This is a genomic window from Erwinia sp. MYb375, assembly GCF_037479175.1.
GTDB classification, from domain to species: domain Bacteria; phylum Pseudomonadota; class Gammaproteobacteria; order Enterobacterales; family Enterobacteriaceae; genus Erwinia; species Erwinia rhapontici.
Map to the genome: position 1 here is coordinate 121,691 of NZ_JBBGZS010000022.1, position 19,039 is coordinate 140,729.

The window sequence follows — 19,039 nt, forward strand, 5'->3', positions numbered from 1 at the left end:
AGATTTGGCCAAAGCGGTAAAGCGCGCCTTTGTCTGTAACGAGTGCGGCGCAGATTATCCTCGCTGGCAGGGCCAATGTAGCGCCTGCCATGCATGGAATACGATTACGGAGGTGCGTCTGGCGGCGTCGCCTGTTGTTGCGCGCAATGAGCGCCTGACGGGTTACGCTGGCAGCGCCGGGCCAAGCCGCGTGCAGAAGCTGTCAGATATCAGCCTCGATGAACTCCCGCGTTTTTCCACCGGTTTTAAAGAGTTTGACCGTGTGCTGGGCGGGGGTGTGGTCCCGGGCAGTGCGATTCTGATCGGGGGCAACCCCGGGGCGGGGAAAAGTACCCTGCTGCTGCAAACGCTGTGTAAGCTGTCAGAAGGGATGAAAACCCTGTATGTCACCGGCGAGGAGTCGCTGCAACAGGTCGCGATGCGTGCCCATCGTCTGGGATTACCCACTGAAAATCTGAATATGCTGTCGGAAACCAGCATCGAGCAGATCTGCCTGATCGCCGAGCAGGAGCAGCCGAAACTGATGGTGATCGACTCGATACAGGTGATGCATATGGCCGATATCCAGTCCTCTCCTGGTAGCGTCGCGCAGGTGCGTGAAACCGCGGCCTATCTGACTCGTTTTGCCAAAACCAAAGGTGTCGCCATCGTAATGGTGGGCCACGTGACGAAAGACGGCTCGCTGGCGGGCCCGAAGGTGCTGGAACACTGTATTGACTGTTCGGTGCTTTTGGATGGCGATGCGGACTCGCGTTTCCGCACCCTGCGCAGCCATAAAAATCGCTTTGGTGCGGTGAATGAGCTGGGCGTGTTTGCTATGACCGAACAGGGGCTGCGTGAAGTCAGCAACCCATCGGCGATTTTCTTAAGCCGTGGCGACGAAGTCACCTCCGGCAGTTCAGTGATGGTGCTGTGGGAAGGAACACGTCCGCTGCTGGTGGAGATTCAGGCGCTGGTGGATCACTCGATGATGGGTAATCCGCGGCGCGTTGCGGTGGGCCTGGAGCAGAACCGTCTGGCGATCCTGCTGGCCGTATTGCACCGCCACGGCGGCCTGCAAATGGCCGATCAGGATGTGTTCGTCAACGTCGTGGGTGGGGTGAAAGTCACGGAAACCAGTGCCGACCTGGCCCTGATGCTGTCGATGGTTTCCAGTCTGCGTGACCGCCCGTTACCGCACGATCTGGTGGTGTTTGGTGAAGTGGGGCTTGCGGGGGAGATCCGCCCGGTGCCAAGTGGTCAGGAGCGTATTTCCGAGGCGGCTAAACATGGTTTCCGCCGCGCCATTGTGCCGATAGCGAATGTGCCGAAGAAGCCACCGGAAAATATGAAAGTGTACGGTGTGAAGAAGCTGGCTGACGCGTTGTCTATACTTGACGAATTATAATGGAGTGAGTCCATGTCATCGTTTGACTACCTTAAAACCGCCATTCGCCAGCAGGGCTGCACCTTACAGCAGGTGTCTGATGCCAGCGGTATGACCAAGGGGTACCTTAGTCAGCTGCTGAATGCGAAAATCAAAAGCCCCAGCGCGCAAAAGCTGGAGGCGCTGCACCGTTTTCTCGGGCTAGAATTTCCGCGTCGCGAGAAAACCATTGGTGTGGTGTTTGGCAAATTTTACCCGCTGCATACCGGCCATATTTATCTGATCCAGCGCGCCTGTAGCCAGGTGGACGAGCTGCATATCATCATGGGTTACGATGAGCCGCGCGATCGTCAGCTGTTTGAAGCCAGCGCCATGTCACAGCAGCCCACGGTCAGTGACCGTCTGCGCTGGCTGCTTCAGACCTTTAAATACCAGAAAAACATCCGCATTCACTCCTTTAACGAAGAGGGGATGGAGCCGTATCCACACGGCTGGGACGTCTGGAGCCACGGCGTACAGTCGTTTATGGACGATCACGGCATTGTGCCGAACTGTATCTACACCAGTGAAGAAGGGGATGCCGAGCAGTTCAGCACCCACCTGGGTGTTGAGACCATTGTTATCGATCCAAAACGCTCCTTTATGAATATTAGCGGTGGGCAGATCCGTCAGGATCCGTTCCGCTACTGGGAATATATTCCTACCGAAGTGAAGCCCTTCTTCGTGCGCACCGTGGCGATCCTCGGCGGTGAATCGAGCGGAAAATCCACGCTGGTCAATAAGCTGGCGAATATCTTCAACACCACCAGTGCCTGGGAGTTTGGTCGCGATTACGTCTTCTCGCATCTGGGCGGAGATGAGATGGCGTTACAGTATTCTGACTACGATAAGATCGCCCTCGGTCAGGCGCAGTACATCGACTTTGCAGTTAAATACGCCAATAAAGTGGCGTTTATTGACACCGACTTCGTGACAACGCAGGCATTCTGTAAAAAGTATGAAGGGCGTGAGCACCCGTTTGTTCAGGCGCTGATCGACGAGTATCGCTTCGATCTGGTGATTCTGGTGGAGAACAATGTGCCGTGGGTGGCTGATGGCTTGCGCAGTCTGGGTAGCTCGGTGGATCGCAAAGAGTTCCAGTCGCTGCTGATCGCCATGCTTGGCGAGAATAACATTAATTATGTTCACGTTGAGCAGGACAACTACGACGAACGCTTCCTGCGTTGCGTCGAGCTGGTGAAAGAGATGCTGGGCGCGTAGCGCACCTTGCTGTCATCCCAGAGAGTAATAATCCCCCCCTTTAACAAGGCGAGGTGTACCTCGCCACAATCATGTCCATTCCGCGTTGCATCCAGACATCTGTTTTCCTACACGCTCACCGATAATAATGCTTCGTCGTCTTTCCAGAGACTTATCAGCTCAGAGAACGCTGCGTTAAATTTAACGATGATTAGATAATCTTATGAAAAATAAGAATAATTCTCCATGCAGGGACAGTGTTATACTCATATTAATCTTAAGCTAAGTAAATTATTATTTATTTATTTCATGATGTATCCCTCTGTTTTTTCACTGTAAAAACCCACCTGGCATTATTTTTTTATGATTCCATTTCCTTTCTAAGGGAGTTCTTAATAAGAATGGCTATGGCTATGTTATACTATGGGAAACAATGGATGTTGTGCTCATGCTAAATAATTTAGAGTGGTTTTAATGAAACGGTTGGTTTGCATTTTTTGCATTTTTTACATTTTAATAATTAATTTTATTCATCATGCGAGTGCGAAAGATATTAAGGTTAATATTTCTGGCAATGTTATTATCCCACCCTGTAGCATAGAGGTGTTAGCATATGTAGACTTTCCCTTTGGAGAAATAAATGATGCTTACACGAATGAAAAACCAGTATTTAAACAAAATACTTACCGTATTGATTGTGGTTATTACTGGGGGGAACCTTACTTAACGATAAGTGGTCCCAGCTTGCCGGGGGCGCCAAGTGACATATTAACCCTTCGTCGTGATGAAGGAGGGGAAAGTGCAATAGGTGTGGAGTTTTATCAGGGAAACGCTGCTTCACAGGGAGCAAAAATAGTTCTAGGCGGTGACCCTTACAAGAATAAAATAACGTCAGGGTTAACGAATGTGAATTCTTCTCAGTCTAATCTTACTATAACGGCGAAACTTTTCAGAATTGCTGGCAAGAAAATATTAGTAGGTAGTTACACGGGTTCGGCCACCATGACGTTCAGCTATTTGTAATCAGCATTTAATACTTTAAGGGAGTCACGTTTAAATGGATCTTTCCAGTCAATCAAATCAGTTCATGGGCATATTAGCTTTGACCTTTTCCATATTCTGCTCAGATGCCATGGCGGGTTACAACAATATAGTGTGGGGAGGCAAGGCAGGTTCAAAACCCGAAATACACATTGACCCGCTTGATAATGATAAATTCTATTCAGATTTTACGGTGTCACCTGTATCTGGCAATACGCCCATGATAGCTATTGATTCTCAGTGTGTCGATTTCACTAATATAACAAAAAAAATCACGACGCAGTGGATAATGTACCCATCCAAAGGGAATTATCAAGGGCTTAGATGGAGCCTTACCATGAACTCCGCCGGAGCGGGTGGTCCTTATCGCGGTTCTGAGCTTGGTGGTTCTGATGAGGATATGCTGGTACCTTTTTCTCAGGTAACAGAGCCTTCCTCGGAGTACGGCGGTTGTTTTTATGCCGGGGAACAATATAGATGGAATATTCCATCACAAGGGGTTCTTACTGGGTCATTAACTGTGTCCTCAAAACAAGCGGATCCTGGAGTATATCATTTCAGTATTCCCATGGTATGGGGTGTTGAAGAAAATAAATACGCAGGAAGTTATGGTAATATCTCGAAGCGTATGGGGGCTATATTGAACAAAGCACTTAATAAAATGTCAATCCCTGTGACTTATACCCATAGGATAAAGTGTATTTTTGATACCAGTGATATTACATTGAGTCATGGTGACATTGAAGTTAGACCATTATTTTTTGAATATTTTTCGAATGTATATCCATTGAATATAACCTGTGAAAATGATAATGCTTATGTGAATGTTGAATTAATAGGTAGTACCCCGGTGTCGGGTAAAACCCGTAACTACACATCCTGCGGTACGGGCTCATCTTGCCGGTTAACCTTTGACGTAGATGGAAAAAAATTGCGTTACAATGAAACGCTGAATATCAATAAATCAAGCATGACAGTGAATGTTAAATCGACATATATGCCGAATAGAAACCCAGTGGCGGGTAAGTTCGAAGGAAGTGGAATAATAAGAATTACCATCCTGTAAGGATGCAGAGCATCGCCTTTGAGTTGGATATACACTGATGCTCTGTGCTTGTTTCGGGCCACTGTGCTGGGCGCTTAACACGCCCATACATCCATCAATACACTATTACCACTTTGCCACGCATATGGCCTTCCAGTACCCGCTGGTGAGCTTCAGACAGTGTTTCCACGCTCAGCCCATGCAGGGTTTTGCTCAGTGAGCCTGCCAGCTTGCCGTCATCCAGCAGCTTCGCGGTGGCCTCCAGAATCTCTCCCTGACGGGCGATATCCGGTGTGGTGAACATGCTGCGTGTGTACATAAATTCAAAATGCAGCGCGGCACTTTTCAGCTTCAGCTGATCCATGTTTAACGGCTTCTCGTTTTCGACGATGGTACAGATATGTCCCTGCGGCGCGATCAGTTTGCTCATCGCTTCCCAGTGACCATCGGTATCGTTCAGGCAGAAAATGTAGTCCACCTGTTTGATGTCGTGCTTCGCGAGTTCTCCGGGCATATCACGGTAGTCGATCACCAGGTCGGCGCCGCGATCCTGACACCACTGCGCGGAATCAGGGCGAGATGCTGTGGCGATCACCGTCACTTTGCTGCGCAATTTAGCCAGTGGGATCGCCAGTGATCCGACGCCACCTGCGCCGCCCACAATCAGCAGCGTTTTGCCTGCTGTGGCACTTTCCAGTTGCAGACGATCAAACAGGCCTTCCCACGCTGTCAGTGCAGTCAGCGGGAGGGCGGCAGACTCTGCCCAATCCAGTGAGCGAGGTTTATGGCCGGTAATCCGCGCATCAATCAACTGCTGGCTGGCATTGCTGCCCGGGCGGGTAATGTCGCCTGCGTAATAGACTTCGTCACCCGCTTTAAAACCACTGACCTTGCTGCCCACGGCCAGCACGATACCGCTGGCATCCCAGCCGAGCACGCGTGGCTGTTGCAGGCCATTTTTCTGTGCGCCTTTATGGACTTTGGTATCCACCGGGTTGACCGATGCGGCTTTCACCTCGACCAGCAGGTCGTATTCACCAGGTGTGGGCTGGGGTTGCTGAATTTCAATAAACTGCTGCGGGTTTTCCGGGCTGATGGCAATGGCTTTAATGGTCATAGTGTTTCTCCTGAGTACCTGAATAATTGTCTCTCAGTGTAGGTAATCAACAAACGAATGATAAGATGGACAATGATGCACGCAGTGTTCGTTTGAGGTGAACAATCATGTTTAAGCAGTTGCAGGATATGGCGCTGTTTGCGCTGGTGGCCGAGTGCGGGAGTTTTACCGCTGCGGCGAATCGCGCGGGCTTACCGAAATCCAGCGTCAGTCAGCGCATCAGTCAGCTGGAGCAGGCGTTGGGGCTGCGGCTGATTAACCGTACCACGCGCCAGCTCAACCTGACCTTTGCGGGCGAGCGCTATCTGGTGCACTGCCAGGAGATGCTGCAGGCCAGTGAACGCGCCGGTATGGCGATTGAGCGACTGCGCGATAATCCCAGCGGGCGGCTGCGCATTACCTCTCCTGCCGGCATTGGTGCCACGCTGCTGGCGCGTTTCAATACGGCCTTTCAGCAGGAATATCCTGATGTGACGCTGGATGTGTCAGTTTCCGATGAAATCCGCGATCTGGTGCAGGATGGCTTTGATGTGGCGCTGCGCACCGGAAGGCCGCAGGATTCGTCGCTGATTGGCCGCCGTATTGGCTACTGCCAGCGCCTGCTGGTGGCATCGCCAGATTATCTGGCATCGTTGCCGCCGCTGACCCATCCCGGCCAGCTCTCCGCACACCGCTGCATTGCGCACCGGGCCTGGACTGAATGGGTACTTAAACGTGATGAGGAATACTATCGCTGGCTGCTGCCGCCCACGCATATGACCGATAATCTGGTGTATGCGCGCGAGTGTGCACTGGGCAAAGCGGGGATTACGCTGTTGCCGCGTTTTTTAACCGATGAGGTGTTGTCGCAGGGCCATCTGGTGCAGGTGCTGCCGGAGTGGGAAGTGGAGGGGAATGAGCTGTGGCTGGTGTATCCAAGCCGTAAGTTGAACTCGCCTGCGCTGTCGCGGTTTATTGATTTTGCGATGCAGTCGCCTGTGTTTCGGGAGTTTTATACGTAGGGGGCGACCTTCTTTTTCGGTCGCCCCGTAAGCCCGGTCGCTTACTTGATCATACGCTTGTACTTAATACGTTTTGGCTCAAGCGCTTCCGCACCCAGCGTACGTTTCTTGTACTCTTCGTATTCAGTAAAGTTACCTTCGAAGAACTCGATCTTGCCTTCATCCTGGTAGTCCAGAATGTGGGTGGCAATACGGTCCAGGAACCAGCGGTCATGCGAGATCACCATGGCACAGCCCGGGAACTCCAGCAGGGCGTTTTCCAGCGCGCGCAGGGTTTCAATATCCAGGTCGTTGGTCGGTTCATCCAGCAGCAGCATGTTGCCGCCAACCTGTAACAGTTTGGCCAGATGCAGACGACCACGCTCACCACCGGACAGTTCGCCAACGCGTTTGCCCTGATCAACCCCTTTAAAGTTAAAGCGGCCAACGTAGGCACGGCTTGGCATCTCGGTGTTGCCGATACGCATGATGTCCTGACCACCGGACACTTCTTCCCATACGGTTTTAGACCCATCCATGCTGTCGCGGAACTGATCCACTGACGCCAGCTTCACGGTCTCACCCAGTACGATGCTGCCGGAATCAGGCTGTTCCTGACCGGACATCATGCGGAACAGGGTCGATTTACCCGCGCCGTTCGGACCGATGATGCCGACAATCGCGCCCTTCGGAACGGAGAAAGAGAGATCGTCAATCAGCAGACGGTCACCGTAAGATTTGCGCAGGTTGTTGACCTCAACCACTTTATCGCCCAGGCGTGCGCCAGGTGGAATAAACAGTTCGTTGGTCTCGTTACGCTTCTGGTATTCGGCGTTGTTCAGCTCTTCAAAGCGGTTCAGACGCGCCTTGCCTTTCGATTGCTGACCTTTAGCGCCTTTGCGCACCCACTCCAGCTCTTTCTCAATCGATTTACGACGAGCCGCTTCGGAGGAGGCTTCCTGCGCCAGACGCGCATCTTTCTGCTCCAGCCAGGAAGAGTAGTTACCTTCCCATGGAATCCCTTCACCACGGTCCAGCTCCAGAATCCAACCGGCCACGTTATCGAGGAAGTAACGGTCGTGCGTAATCGCCACAACGGTCCCTTCGAAGTCATGCAGGAAGCGTTCCAGCCAGGCCACGGATTCTGCATCCAGGTGGTTCGTTGGTTCGTCGAGCAGCAGCATGTCTGGCTTTTCCAGCAGCAGACGGCAAAGCGCAACGCGGCGGCGTTCACCCCCGGACAGTGTGCCAATCTTCGCATCCCAGTCCGGCAGACGCAGCGCATCAGCGGCACGCTCCAGCTGGGTGTTCAGGTTGTGGCCGTCGTGCGCCTGGATGATTTCTTCAAACTTGCCCTGTTGCGCGGCGAGTTTGTCGAAGTCTGCATCCGGCTCTGCGTACTTAGCGTACACCTCGTCCAGACCTTTCAGCGCGTTGACGACTTCGGCAACGGCTTCTTCTACCGACTCACGAACGGTGTGTTCCAGGTTTAGCTTCGGTTCCTGTTCCAGATAGCCAATTTTCAGGCCTGGCTGCGGACGCGCTTCCCCTTCAATGTCTTTATCGATGCCCGCCATGATGCGCAGCAGCGTAGATTTACCTGCCCCGTTCAGACCCAGTACGCCGATCTTGGCGCCAGGGAAGAAGCTGAGGGAGATGTTTTTCAAAATATGACGCTTCGGCGGAACGACTTTGCCGACGCGATGCATGCTATAGACGAATTGAGCCACGTTAGTTTGAGCCTCTTAATTAGCAGGGGCATAAGGGTGCCCACTCAGATAGCGGAGTTTAGCTGGTTTCCCCCCTTATTCACAGCCGGAACGCAGAGGATTATCCCGATATCAACGGATCTGCCTGATTTCTGTTTGATTTATGACCGCAGCCGTCTAAGATCATTTTTTGCCTTATAAATGATGGAGATATCGATGAAAGTTCTGATCGCGGCGGAAGAAAATGCCTGGGGTGGGATGATCCAGCAGTTCCGTCAGAGACTCCCCGATGTCGAATTTGTTGCCTCTGCCGGGCATGCGGCAGAGAGCCTGGCAGGCTTTGATGCGCTGATCCCCGGCATGGCGAAGGTCAATCAACGTCTCTTACAGACTGCCGATCGCCTGAAGCTGATTCAGCAGGCGGGTGCCGGGCTGGAAGGGGTGGATATTGAGACGGCTCGCCAGCGCGGTATCACTGTGGCCAATGTGCCATCGGACCGCTCCGGCAATGCAGATTCCGTCGCGGAACTGGGGATCTGGATGATGATCGGCCTGGCGCGTAAGGCCAGCGAAGTGCCGCAGATGCTGGCTACCCGTCAGCTTGGCCTGCCGGTCGGCATGGGGCTGAAGGGCAAAACGGTCGGATTGGTGGGGCTGGGCGGCATCGGTAAAGCGCTGGCGCAGCGGCTGGCGGCGTTTGATATGCGTATGATTGGCGTGAAACGTCAGGCTTCTGATGATTTTGCCCGCCAGCATCGCCTGGACTGGGTTGGCGGCATGGAGCGTTTACCGCACCTGCTGCGCGAGGCGGATTTTGTGGTGCTGAGTTTACCGGACAACCCGGAAACGCATCATATTATCGATGAACCCGCGCTGGCGAAGATGAAGCAGGGCAGCTTCCTGATTAACCTTGGGCGCGGCGGTCTGATTGAGAAACCGGCGCTGCTGGCGGCGCTGGAGAATGGGCCGTTGGCCGGTGCCGGGCTGGATGTCTTCTGGCAGGAACCGCCCGACCCGCAGGATGTGCTGTTCCGCCACAATGTGATCGCCACGCCGCACATTGGCGGCGTGACCGATATTTCACTGGAGGGCAATGTGGCGGGGGTGTGTGAAAACCTGCGGCGTCTGCGCGATGGTGAGGCGATTTTGAATCGCTGGTGAGGAGGCTTGCGGGTCGGGCATGCCCGACCCCTACGATATCCGGCGCCCGATATTTACGAGGCGATAACCTCAATGCCGATATCTTCACCGGGGGCGGCATCGCTGATCAGGCCGTCGAACGCACTGAGATCGGCAATGCGTGCAGGCAACACTTTGCCAAATTTGCTGCTGTCTGCCACCAGCAGGCGCGAACGCGCACGCTGTAATGCCAGATGCTTCATCGGCAATTCACTCAGGTTGTAGCAACTGGCACCCTGCCGGATATCGATGCCGGCGGCGGAAATAAAGGCTTTATCGGGGCACAGGCTGTCCATCACTGACTGCGTGCCCAGCGGTGTGAAAATGGCGTTGTCCGGATGGAATTCGCCACCGCACAGGATCACCCGGCAGGCGGTTTTTTCTTTCAGGGCCAGAAAAGTGTTCATGGCGCAACAAACGGCGGTAAATGGCAGGTCTTCGTCGATGGCATCGATGATCCACGGCACCGTGGTGCCGCAATCGAAATACACCGTCTCTTCCGGCTGGATCAACGCGGCGGCACGCTGCCCCAGCAGACGTTTGCGATCGACATTCTGCTCCTGCTGATCGGAAACAAAATAATGGTTCTGATGACGCATCGGATCGCTGACGATATATCCCCCCAGCAGAACCACAACGCCCGGACCGCTATTCAGATCGCGACGAATGGTCATCTCAGACACGCCAAGCAGATGAGCCGCTTCTTTCAAATGGATTTTATCGGTGCGTTTCAGCGCCTGGGCCAGCTTATTGATACGCTCGTCGCGCCGGGTTTCCATGAGTCTTTTTTTCCCTTATCGCGGAGAGAGGTGAGGGTGAACGAAAACGATTGCCTGCTGCGTTTTACCTGTTTTGCAGTTTACCTTCAATAGGATAGTGCTGCAAACCGCGTCTGATGGAAGGGGCCGACCTTTTTTCAGTCGGCCTGATAAGGGGCTAGGCCGCGCTGCTATTCACTTTAGTACCCTGCGTCAGCATTGCGCCGATCGGATCGTGGCAGAGGATAATAGAGTGGTGATTAGCTGGCAGTGGGATCACTTCGAGATGTGGGCAAACGTCACTGAGGCCGTTATCCTTTATCGCCAGTACCTTTGCTCCGTCCACACCGTCCAGACTTAAATCGGCAAATTCAATGGCTTTGAAAAGCGTCACCCGGCTGTGGCACAGCGGCGCGCTCAACGGTTGATTATTCATCGCCAGTTCAAGCTGTTCGATTTGCAACGCCCGGTCTGCTGCCTCGCCTTCAATGCCGAGCATCGCCAGAATAGGCGCCAGACTCCCGGCAGCAATCTGTTGTTGAAATTCAGTCTGGTACAGACTGTCGAGCAGGCACAGATGGATGTCACGATAGCCGAGTTTTTCAAGCTGAACGGCGATCTCCAGGGCAATCACACCGCCGAGAGACCAGCCAAGCAGACGTACTGGCTGATGGCTGGGCAGCCCATGGCTGAACATATGTTGCAGGTAGAGACGGGCCAGGGCCGACAGTGAGGAAATATGCTGCTGGTGAAAGAGGTTGTAGTTGTTGATGCCAATCGCGTTCAACTGGCCATCGAACGAAAGTGCCAGGTCGCGATAAATCTCGCAGCCGACCACTGCCGGGTGCACCATCCACACATCCTGTGCATCCACCTGAGTGTTCAGACGCTGAGTCTGGTGGAAAGGTTGCGTGGAAGGATTAAGCTGTTGTAACAGTTTCTGCATGGGTAACACGGGCTGCGCAACGCTATTCTCCTCGCCATGTCCGGCGATCACCAGCGCCTGCGCACGCAGAGTGCTGTGGGCAAACAGGGTTTTCATCTCCAGTGCTATGCCCTGGCGCTTCAGACGCACCATCAACTGAATGGCATGCAGTGAGTGTCCGCCAAGCGCAAAAAAGTCGTCGTCGCAGCCAATCTTTTCCACCTGCAACAGTTCACCCCACCACTCCGCCAGCTGGCGTTCTCCGGCGCTTTGTGGGGGGCGCCAGGCGCCCTCTTCGTTAACCCGAATGGGGGCGGGCAGGGCTTTACGATCAAGCTTGCCGTTTGGCGAGAGCGGGAAAGCATCCAGCCGGACAAAGGCACTGGGGATCATATAATCCGGCAGCGCGGCGTGCAGGTGCTGGCGCAGTTGCTCTTCCATGTTCGGCAAGGGGGCCGCCACCAGCCAGGCGATCAGCCGTTTATCCCCTTTTCCATCGTCGCAGGCCATCACTACCGCCTCTTCAATGCCGTTAAAGTGGGCGATTTGCTGTTCAATTTCCCCCAGTTCTATACGCAGCCCGTGGATTTTTACCTGGAAATCGTTGCGGCCCAGATACTCAATACTGCCATCTTCAAGCCAGCGCGCCAGATCGCCGGTTTTATACAGGCGTGCTGTTGCATCCTTGCTGAACGGGTCGGGAATAAAACGCGCCGCAGTGAGCTCGGCCAGATTGAGGTAGCCACGTGCCACCTGTACGCCACCAATATGCAGCTCGCCGCTGACGCCCGGCGGCAACGGTTGCAGGTGCGCATCAAGAATATGCAGCTGCGTATTGGCAACCGGTTTACCAATCGGTACTACGCCGCGCTTATCGTGACGAGAACAGTGCCAGTAAGAGACATCCACAGCGGCTTCGGTTGGACCATAGAGATTATGCAGCTCCGCCTGCGGTAGCTGCTGGTGGAAACGCTGTACCGCCGCCAGTGGCAGGGCTTCCCCGCTGCACATCACCCGCCGCAGGCAGTGGCACTGCGCCATATCCCCGTGGCGTAAAAACAGCTGCAACATAGACGGGACAAAGTGCAGCGTGGTGACTTGTTGCCGGGCAATCAACTGACTGAGGTAATCCGGGTCCTGGTGACCGCCGGGTTTCGCGATCGCCAGTCTGGCGCCGACCATCAGTGGCCAGAAAAACTCCCATACCGAGACGTCAAAGCTGAACGGTGTTTTTTGCAGAACCGTATCCTGTGGCGTCAGGGCATATTCAGCCTGCATCCACTGCAGGCGATTCATGACACCGACATGTTCATTCATCACCCCTTTAGGTTTGCCGGTGGAGCCAGAGGTATAAATGACATAGGCCAGCGAGTGCGGGGTCCAGCCCGCCAGCGACGGCAGATTGTGGTCAGGCTGCGTTTGCCAGCGGGCCGCGTCCTGCTGCAGGTGCCACACACGGTGTGATGCGCTGAGCAGAGGTGCCAGCGCCTGTTGTCCGGCATCATCCAGCAGCACCAGCGTGGCGCCGCAGTCTTCGAGCATATGGTGCAGGCGATCGCCGGGGTAGTCAGGATCGAGTGGGACATAAGCCCCCCCTGCTTTCAGGATCGCCAGCAGGGCAGTGACCATCTCGCTACTGCGTGCGGCACATAGCGCCACACGATCGTCGGGGCCGATCCCGGCCTGACGCAGCTCAGCCGCCAGCTGGTTAGCACGCTGGTTCAGTTGCTGATAGCTGATATTACCGCCGTGACCGCAGAGGGCGCTGGCCTGCGGTGTACGTACGGCCTGTTGCTCAAACCAGCGGTGGATCCCTTCTGGCAGTGGCCAGGGTTGCCGGGTGTTATTCCACTCGCTGACGATCTGTTTTTTCTCCTGCGGCAGCAGAAGTGGCATCTCGGTCAGCGGCTGCTGTGCGCCTTTGTCGAGTAGATGATCGAGCATCTGCATCAGGCGAGCGGCGGTCTGTTGTCCCTCTGCGACGCTGAACCAGGCCTCATTAAAGTTAAACTCCAGCAGTGGCGGATCGTCGTGGTGATAGCGGCGCAGATAGAGCGCCAGCGGCATCTGTTCAAAACCATGGTGTAAGGCCTCCACTTTTAGCTGATTACCTTCCAGTTCAATATCGGTCAGGAAGGTCTCCAGCGAAAAGCTCAGGTCATACAACTGTCGGCGCCCCTGCTGGCTGAGACGCAGATGACGGTTAAGTTCAGCAATCGGAAAGCGCTGGTGGCGGTAACAGCACCGCAGCTCTGCGGCAATCTGTACCATCAGTGCGCTAAAAGGTTGATTAACATCCACATTGAGCTGCACCGGGATCATAGAGGAGAACATCCCCAGCGTGCGCTTATGTTGTGCGCCACTGCGGTTGTGTACCGGGACACCCACAACGACCTGTTCAACCTGCCACAGACGGCTGTACCAGCAGGCGAGCAGCGCAATCATCAGATGCATTGGCGAGCAGTCATGCTGAGCTGCCAGTGTACAAAGTTGCTGATAGCGCTCAGCGGGCAGATGACGGTTAATCTGATGACTGGGCCATGCCCGATCGGCCTCAAAACCAGGGCGCCTCTCCAGACCCGCCGGTCTGGTATGGGCAAAACGGTCAAGCCAGAAGGCACGATCGCGTTCATAACGTGTGGATTGCAGATAGGCACAGTCATTAGCGATAAAATCACGGTAATTGAAAATCTCGGGAACGGGATAAATATTACCGCTTTTCAGCTCTTTATAACGATCCATAATCATGCCACTGAGCAATGATACTGACGTACCGTCGGCAATAATATGGTGGGAATTAATCAGCCAGTAACTGGTCGTGGGGTTTATTTTTATAAATACACAGCGCCAGAGTAATTCTTCATAGAGGTTAAAGGGGTGATTGAATTTCTCCTTTAAGTAATCGCGGGCTTTTTGGTTGGCGTCTTTATCCAGACTAAAGTCATGGTATTCGAGAATGACGTCTTTATTAGAAACTATCGTCTGAATAACACCAGTTTGACTCTCTTTTAGCGTTAGTTTTAAGGCGTCATGCTGAATAAGTGTTTCTTTAATTGCTTTATTTAACAGCGCAATATCGATGTCTCTTTCGATACGCCACAGCGCGCCAACGTTGTAGCAGGGTGTAGAGGGTGTTAAAAGCTGGTCCAGCCATACAGCTTGCTGCACGCTGGTTAACGGATAAATAGTCACGCGAGTACCTCCATTAAAGGATCGTTAAATGTAATTTCACGACAGTATAGGAAGTATCATATAAATATTTCCGAAATGTGAAGTAAAATTAACTTATTTCTTCATGAAGATAATTCAGTTACTGAAGGTGATAATATTAATGAGGTCAGAGATAGGTATCTTTTAATGAGATGATAATTTATTTATTGTGATTATTAACATTAAGTCCTGGGGATAATATCGGGGCCGGTCGGTTTAACGGAACGGCCCGTCACTATCCTGTCGTGTAGCCTGGCTTAAATCGTTACCAGCCCCCGGACGCCTTCGGCTTCCATCGCTTCGCCGCGCCCACGCTGGACGATCTCACCCCGTGACATCACCAGATAATTGTCGGCCAGCCCGGCGGCGAAATCGTAAAACTGTTCGACCAGCAGGATCGCCATATCCCCGCGTGCGGCCAGCTGGCGGATCACCGCCCCGATCTCTTTGATCACTGAAGGCTGGATCCCTTCGGTGGGTTCATCGAGGATCAGCAGTTGCGGTTTACAGGCCAGCGCCCGGCCGATCGCCAGCTGCTGCTGCTGGCCACCGGACAGATCGCCGCCGCGTCGCTGTTTCATCTGCCACAGTACCGGAAAAAGCTGCCAGATCTCCTCCGGTACTTGCGTGGCCTGGCTGCCTGAAAAGCGCGCCAGCCCCATCAGCAAATTCTCTTCCACCGTCAGACGCGGGAAGATCTCCCGACCCTGGGGGACATAAGCGATCCCGGCCTGCACCCGCTGGTGTGGTTTACGCCCGTTGATCGACTGTCCCTGCCAGTTGATGCTGCCGGATTTCGCCGGGACCAGCCCCATCAGGCATTTCAGCAGCGTGGTTTTCCCCACGCCGTTACGTCCCAGCAGGCAGGTGATCTCGCCGGGTTTTGTGTCGAATGACAGCCCGCGCAGAATATGACTGCCGCCATAATATTGATGTAGTTCAGAGACCTGTAACATATTATCGCCCCAGATAGACTTCAATTACCTGATCGTTTGCCTGCACATCGCGCAGCGATCCTTCGGCCAGCACCTGGCCCTGATGCAGCACCGTCACATGGTCAGCAATGGTTTCAACAAAGCCCATATCGTGTTCCACCACCATCAGCGAATGCTGGCCTGCCAGGGTGCGGAACAGTTCGGCGGTGTAATCGGTTTCTGCGTCGGTCATGCCGGCGGCTGGCTCATCCAGTAACAGCAGATGCGGGTCCTGCACCAGTAACATGCCAATCTCCAGAAACTGTTTCTGCCCGTGGGAAAGCAGGCCCGCCGGGCGCTGGCGTTCACTGCTAAGGCGCAGCAGTTTCAGCACCTCGGTAATACGATCCTGTTGTTCGCTGTTCAGTCTGGCGCGCAGACTGGCCCAGACCGATTTATCGGTTTTTAAGGCAATTTCCAGATTTTCAAATACCGTCAGCGCTTCAAACACCGTCGGTTTCTGGAATTTACGCCCAATGCCGATGCGGGCGATTTCTACCGGAGAAAGAGTGGTCAGGTCAATGCTCTGGTCGTAGATCACCCGGCCATTATCCGGGCGAGTTTTGCCGGTAATCACATCCATCAGAGTGGTTTTTCCCGCGCCGTTAGGGCCGATCACGCAGCGCAGTTCGCCAACGCCGATCTGTAAGGAGAGGTCGGTCAGCGCTTTGAAACCGTCAAACGACACATTGATATTCTCCAGCTGTAAGACCGGATCCGTCTGTTCACGGTGACGGTCGGCGCGGTGGGGCTGGGTAAACAGGTGCTCAGTCATGTTTCCTCCTGCGCAACAGGCCAATCACGCCACGCGGCAGGAACAGCGTGACGAGGATAAACATCAGGCCTAAGAAAAACAGCCAGTATTCGGGGAATGCAACGGTGAACCAACTCTTGGCGCCGTTGACGATCCCGGCACCGAGCAGCGGCCCAATCAGCGTGCCGCGCCCGCCAAGCGCCACCCAGATGGCGGCCTCAATCGAGTTAGTGGGCGACATTTCACCAGGGTTGATAATGCCCACCTGCGGCACATACAGCGCCCCGGCCAATCCGCACAGCACGGCTGACAGCGTCCAGACAAACAGCTTAAAGCCCCGGGGATCATAGCCGCAGAACATCAGGCGGTTTTCCGCATCGCGCACCGCCGTCAGCACCCGGCCAAATTTGCTGCGTGCCAGCAGCATGCCTACCGCCAGACTGGCCGCCAGCAGCAGCACCGTGGCCATAAACAACCCAATGCGTGTGCCGGTGGCCGTCACCGGGAAGCCAAGCAGGGTGGTGAACCCGGTAAAGCCGTTGTTACCACCAAAGCCGGTTTCATTACGAAAGAACAGCAGCATCCCGGCATAGGTCAGCGCCTGGGTCATAATCGAGAAGTAGACGCCTTTGATTTTTGAACGGAAGGCGAACCAGCCAAACACCAGCGCCAGCAGGCCCGGCACCAGCACAATCAGGCACAGTGCCCAGGCGAAATGCTGCGTGCCTGCCCAGAACCATGGCATCTCGGTCCACGACAGGAACGACATAAATGCAGGCAGCCTCTCACCGGAAGCCTGGCGCATCAGGTACATGCCCATGGCATAGCCGCCGAGAGCGAAGAACAGTCCGTGGCCGAGGGATAGTAGCCCGGCGTAGCCCCACACCAGGTCCAGCGCCACCGCCACAATGGCGTAGCAGAGGATTTTCCCCACTAGCGTCAGGGTGTAAGTCGACATAAATAGCGGGTGGTCGGCGGGCAGCAGCGCGAGAAATGGCAGCAGCAGCAAGAGTAGCAGCGCCGTCGCAGCCAGCACGGCCGTCAGGCGCGGGGCTTTTCGTGCCAGGGTCAGCGTTATGGGTTGCGTCATCAGTCAATCACCCTCCCTTTAAAGGCGAACAGTCCCTGCGGTCGTTTCTGAATAAACAGCACGATCAACACCAGGATCAGGATCTTACCGAGCACCGCGCCGATCTGCGGCTCCAGCACTTTATTCAGGATGCCGAGGCCGAGTGCGGCCACCACCGTGCCGGCCAACTGTCCCACGCCGCCGGTCACCACCACCAGGAAGGAGTCGATAATGTAGCCCTGGCCCAGCTCCGGGCCGACGTTGCCCAGCTGCGACAGCGCCACGCCGCCCAGCCCGGCAATGCCGGATCCAAGACCAAAGGCCAGCATGTCGACACGTCCTGTAGGAACACCGCAGCAGTCAGCCATCGCACGGTTTTGTGTGACCGCGCGGACATTCATGCCGAGGCGGGTTTTATTCAGCAGCAGCCAGGTCAGCACCAGCACGCCGATCACAAACAGGATCACCGCCAGGCGGTTGTACGGCAGCACGAGGTTAGGCAACACCTGTAAGCCGCCTGACAGCCACGGCGGATTGGCCACTTCCAGGTTTTGTGCGCCGAACAGGATGCGCACCAGCTGGATCAGCATCAGGCTGATACCCCAGGTGGCGAGCAGGGTTTCCAGCGGGCGGCCGTACAGATGACGAATGATGGTGCGTTCCAGCGCCATGCCGATGGCAGCAGTGATAAAGAAGGCGGCCGGCAGGGCCAGCAGCGGATAAAAGGCCAGCCACTCCGGGGCGAAGCGCTGGAACAGGTTCTGCACAATCCAGGTGGCATAAGCGCCGATCATCAGCATTTCACCGTGGGCCATATTGATGACCCCCAGCAGGCCGTAGGTGATCGCCAGTCCAAGGGCGGCCAGCAGCAGCACCGAGCCCAGCGACAGGCCGGTAAAAGCCTGACCTAAAATATCGCCGGGCAGCAGGCGATAACGAATCTGTTTCAGGCTTTCGGCTGCCGCCGCACGCACGCGGGCATCGGCTTCATTCTGGGGTTGCAGCAGGTGTTCCAGGCTGGCCTGCGTTTGCGGATCGCTGGTTTCTCCCAGCCGTTTTACCGCGTCCAGACGCACCAGCGGGTTAGGATCCGCCAGCTGTAATCCGGCAACGGCCTGGGCCAGCACTGCATGAACGGTAGCATCTTCCTCGGCGGCCAGACGCTGTTTCAGCAGCGGTAGCTGGTCGATATTGGCTTCATTCTGCAAGGCGCGCGCGGCGTGCAGGCGAATGGGGGTAATCGGGCTGACCAACTGGTGTGCGGCGAGCGCAGAGGCAATCATCACGCGCAGTCGGTTGTTCATAAACAGTTTTTTAGTTGCCCCCTCGGGTGCCGCGTTGCCCTCCAGCGGCACCAGCTGGTCTTTGATTCGGGTAAAGGGCTGTTTGTGCTCATCCAGTACCACGTTTTCGCTATGCAGGGCCTGCAACAAAGGCAGGCGGCTGGCATTCGGTGCGGCGGCCCACTGCTGTAAGAGTGTCAGTTGATCGCTGCGGCTGGCGGCGGCAAAGTCGGCGGCGGGGCCTGCCTGGGCCAGAAGCGGCAGGCTGAACAGCAGTAACACCAGGAATCGCATCATTATGGCTCCGGAGAAATAACGGGTCGGGCATGCCCGACCCCTACAACATTGTTCGGCGCAGGGGCCAGACGTGCCGACCCCTACAGCATTGTT

14 protein-coding genes are annotated in these 19,039 nt (G+C 54.9%); 6 read left to right on the forward strand and 8 right to left on the reverse strand.

The window, feature by feature from the left end:
- Positions 1–4: 4 nt before the first annotated feature.
- From radA to WH279_RS12610, 4 genes are all read left to right on the forward strand, one after another.
- A complete protein-coding gene (gene radA / locus WH279_RS12595) occupies positions 5–1,387 on the forward strand; it encodes a DNA repair protein RadA (protein WP_133842394.1) in 1,383 nt (460 codons plus the stop codon).
- Positions 1,388–1,399: 12 nt separating this feature from the next.
- Entirely contained in the window at positions 1,400–2,626 is a 1,227-nt protein-coding gene (nadR, locus tag WH279_RS12600; protein ID WP_339456965.1) for a multifunctional transcriptional regulator/nicotinamide-nucleotide adenylyltransferase/ribosylnicotinamide kinase NadR, read from the forward strand.
- A gap of 453 nt (positions 2,627–3,079) precedes the next feature.
- Positions 3,080–3,628 carry a fimbrial protein gene (locus WH279_RS12605; protein WP_339456967.1) on the forward strand — a complete coding sequence of 183 codons (549 nt, stop codon included), beginning with the start codon at positions 3,080–3,082 and terminating at the stop codon, positions 3,626–3,628.
- A gap of 34 nt (positions 3,629–3,662) precedes the next feature.
- Positions 3,663–4,712: a hypothetical protein gene (locus WH279_RS12610; RefSeq protein WP_339456969.1), complete on the forward strand. Its 1,050-nt coding sequence runs from the start codon at positions 3,663–3,665 to the stop codon at positions 4,710–4,712.
- A gap of 94 nt (positions 4,713–4,806) precedes the next feature.
- Here the strand turns inward: WH279_RS12610 and WH279_RS12615 are convergent, their stop codons facing one another.
- On the reverse strand, positions 4,807–5,808 hold the full coding sequence (locus WH279_RS12615) for a zinc-binding alcohol dehydrogenase family protein (RefSeq protein WP_339456971.1): 1,002 nt from the start codon (positions 5,806–5,808) through the stop codon (positions 4,807–4,809).
- 104 nt (positions 5,809–5,912) lie between these two features.
- Between WH279_RS12615 and WH279_RS12620 the strand changes: the two genes are divergently transcribed.
- Entirely contained in the window at positions 5,913–6,809 is an 897-nt protein-coding gene (locus WH279_RS12620) for a LysR family transcriptional regulator (RefSeq protein WP_200641906.1), read from the forward strand.
- Positions 6,810–6,850: 41 nt separating this feature from the next.
- On the opposite strand, the gene ettA is transcribed toward WH279_RS12620, so the two are convergent.
- Complete coding sequence (gene ettA, locus WH279_RS12625) at positions 6,851–8,518, reverse strand: energy-dependent translational throttle protein EttA (RefSeq protein WP_200641713.1); 1,668 nt, start codon at positions 8,516–8,518, stop codon at positions 6,851–6,853.
- A 195-nt stretch (positions 8,519–8,713) separates the two neighbouring features.
- Between ettA and WH279_RS12630 the strand changes: the two genes are divergently transcribed.
- A complete protein-coding gene (locus WH279_RS12630; RefSeq protein WP_200641712.1) occupies positions 8,714–9,658 on the forward strand; it encodes a 2-hydroxyacid dehydrogenase in 945 nt (314 codons plus the stop codon).
- Between the two features lie 53 nt (positions 9,659–9,711).
- On the opposite strand, the gene deoR is transcribed toward WH279_RS12630, so the two are convergent.
- The 6 genes from deoR to urtB all read right to left on the reverse strand — a co-directional run bounded on the left by deoR (position 9,712) and on the right by urtB (position 18,946).
- Positions 9,712–10,455 carry a DNA-binding transcriptional repressor DeoR gene (deoR, locus tag WH279_RS12635; RefSeq protein WP_339456973.1) on the reverse strand — a complete coding sequence of 248 codons (744 nt, stop codon included), beginning with the start codon at positions 10,453–10,455 and terminating at the stop codon, positions 9,712–9,714.
- Positions 10,456–10,612: 157 nt separating this feature from the next.
- A complete protein-coding gene (locus tag WH279_RS12640; RefSeq protein ID WP_339456975.1) occupies positions 10,613–14,551 on the reverse strand; it encodes an amino acid adenylation domain-containing protein in 3,939 nt (1,312 codons plus the stop codon).
- 275 nt (positions 14,552–14,826) lie between these two features.
- Positions 14,827–15,525, reverse strand: a complete 699-nt coding sequence (gene urtE / locus WH279_RS12645) for an urea ABC transporter ATP-binding subunit UrtE (RefSeq protein WP_339456977.1) — start codon at positions 15,523–15,525, stop codon at positions 14,827–14,829.
- Between the two features lies 1 nt (position 15,526).
- Positions 15,527–16,318: an urea ABC transporter ATP-binding protein UrtD gene (urtD, locus tag WH279_RS12650; RefSeq protein WP_200641709.1), complete on the reverse strand. Its 792-nt coding sequence runs from the start codon at positions 16,316–16,318 to the stop codon at positions 15,527–15,529.
- A complete protein-coding gene (urtC, locus tag WH279_RS12655) occupies positions 16,311–17,387 on the reverse strand; it encodes an urea ABC transporter permease subunit UrtC (RefSeq protein WP_339456979.1) in 1,077 nt (358 codons plus the stop codon). Before urtC ends, urtD begins: the two co-directional genes overlap by 8 nt.
- Complete coding sequence (gene urtB / locus WH279_RS12660) at positions 17,387–18,946, reverse strand: urea ABC transporter permease subunit UrtB (protein ID WP_445235263.1); 1,560 nt, start codon at positions 18,944–18,946, stop codon at positions 17,387–17,389. The genes urtC and urtB overlap by 1 nt, the downstream gene beginning before the upstream one ends.
- Between the last annotated feature and the right edge of the window lie 93 nt (positions 18,947–19,039).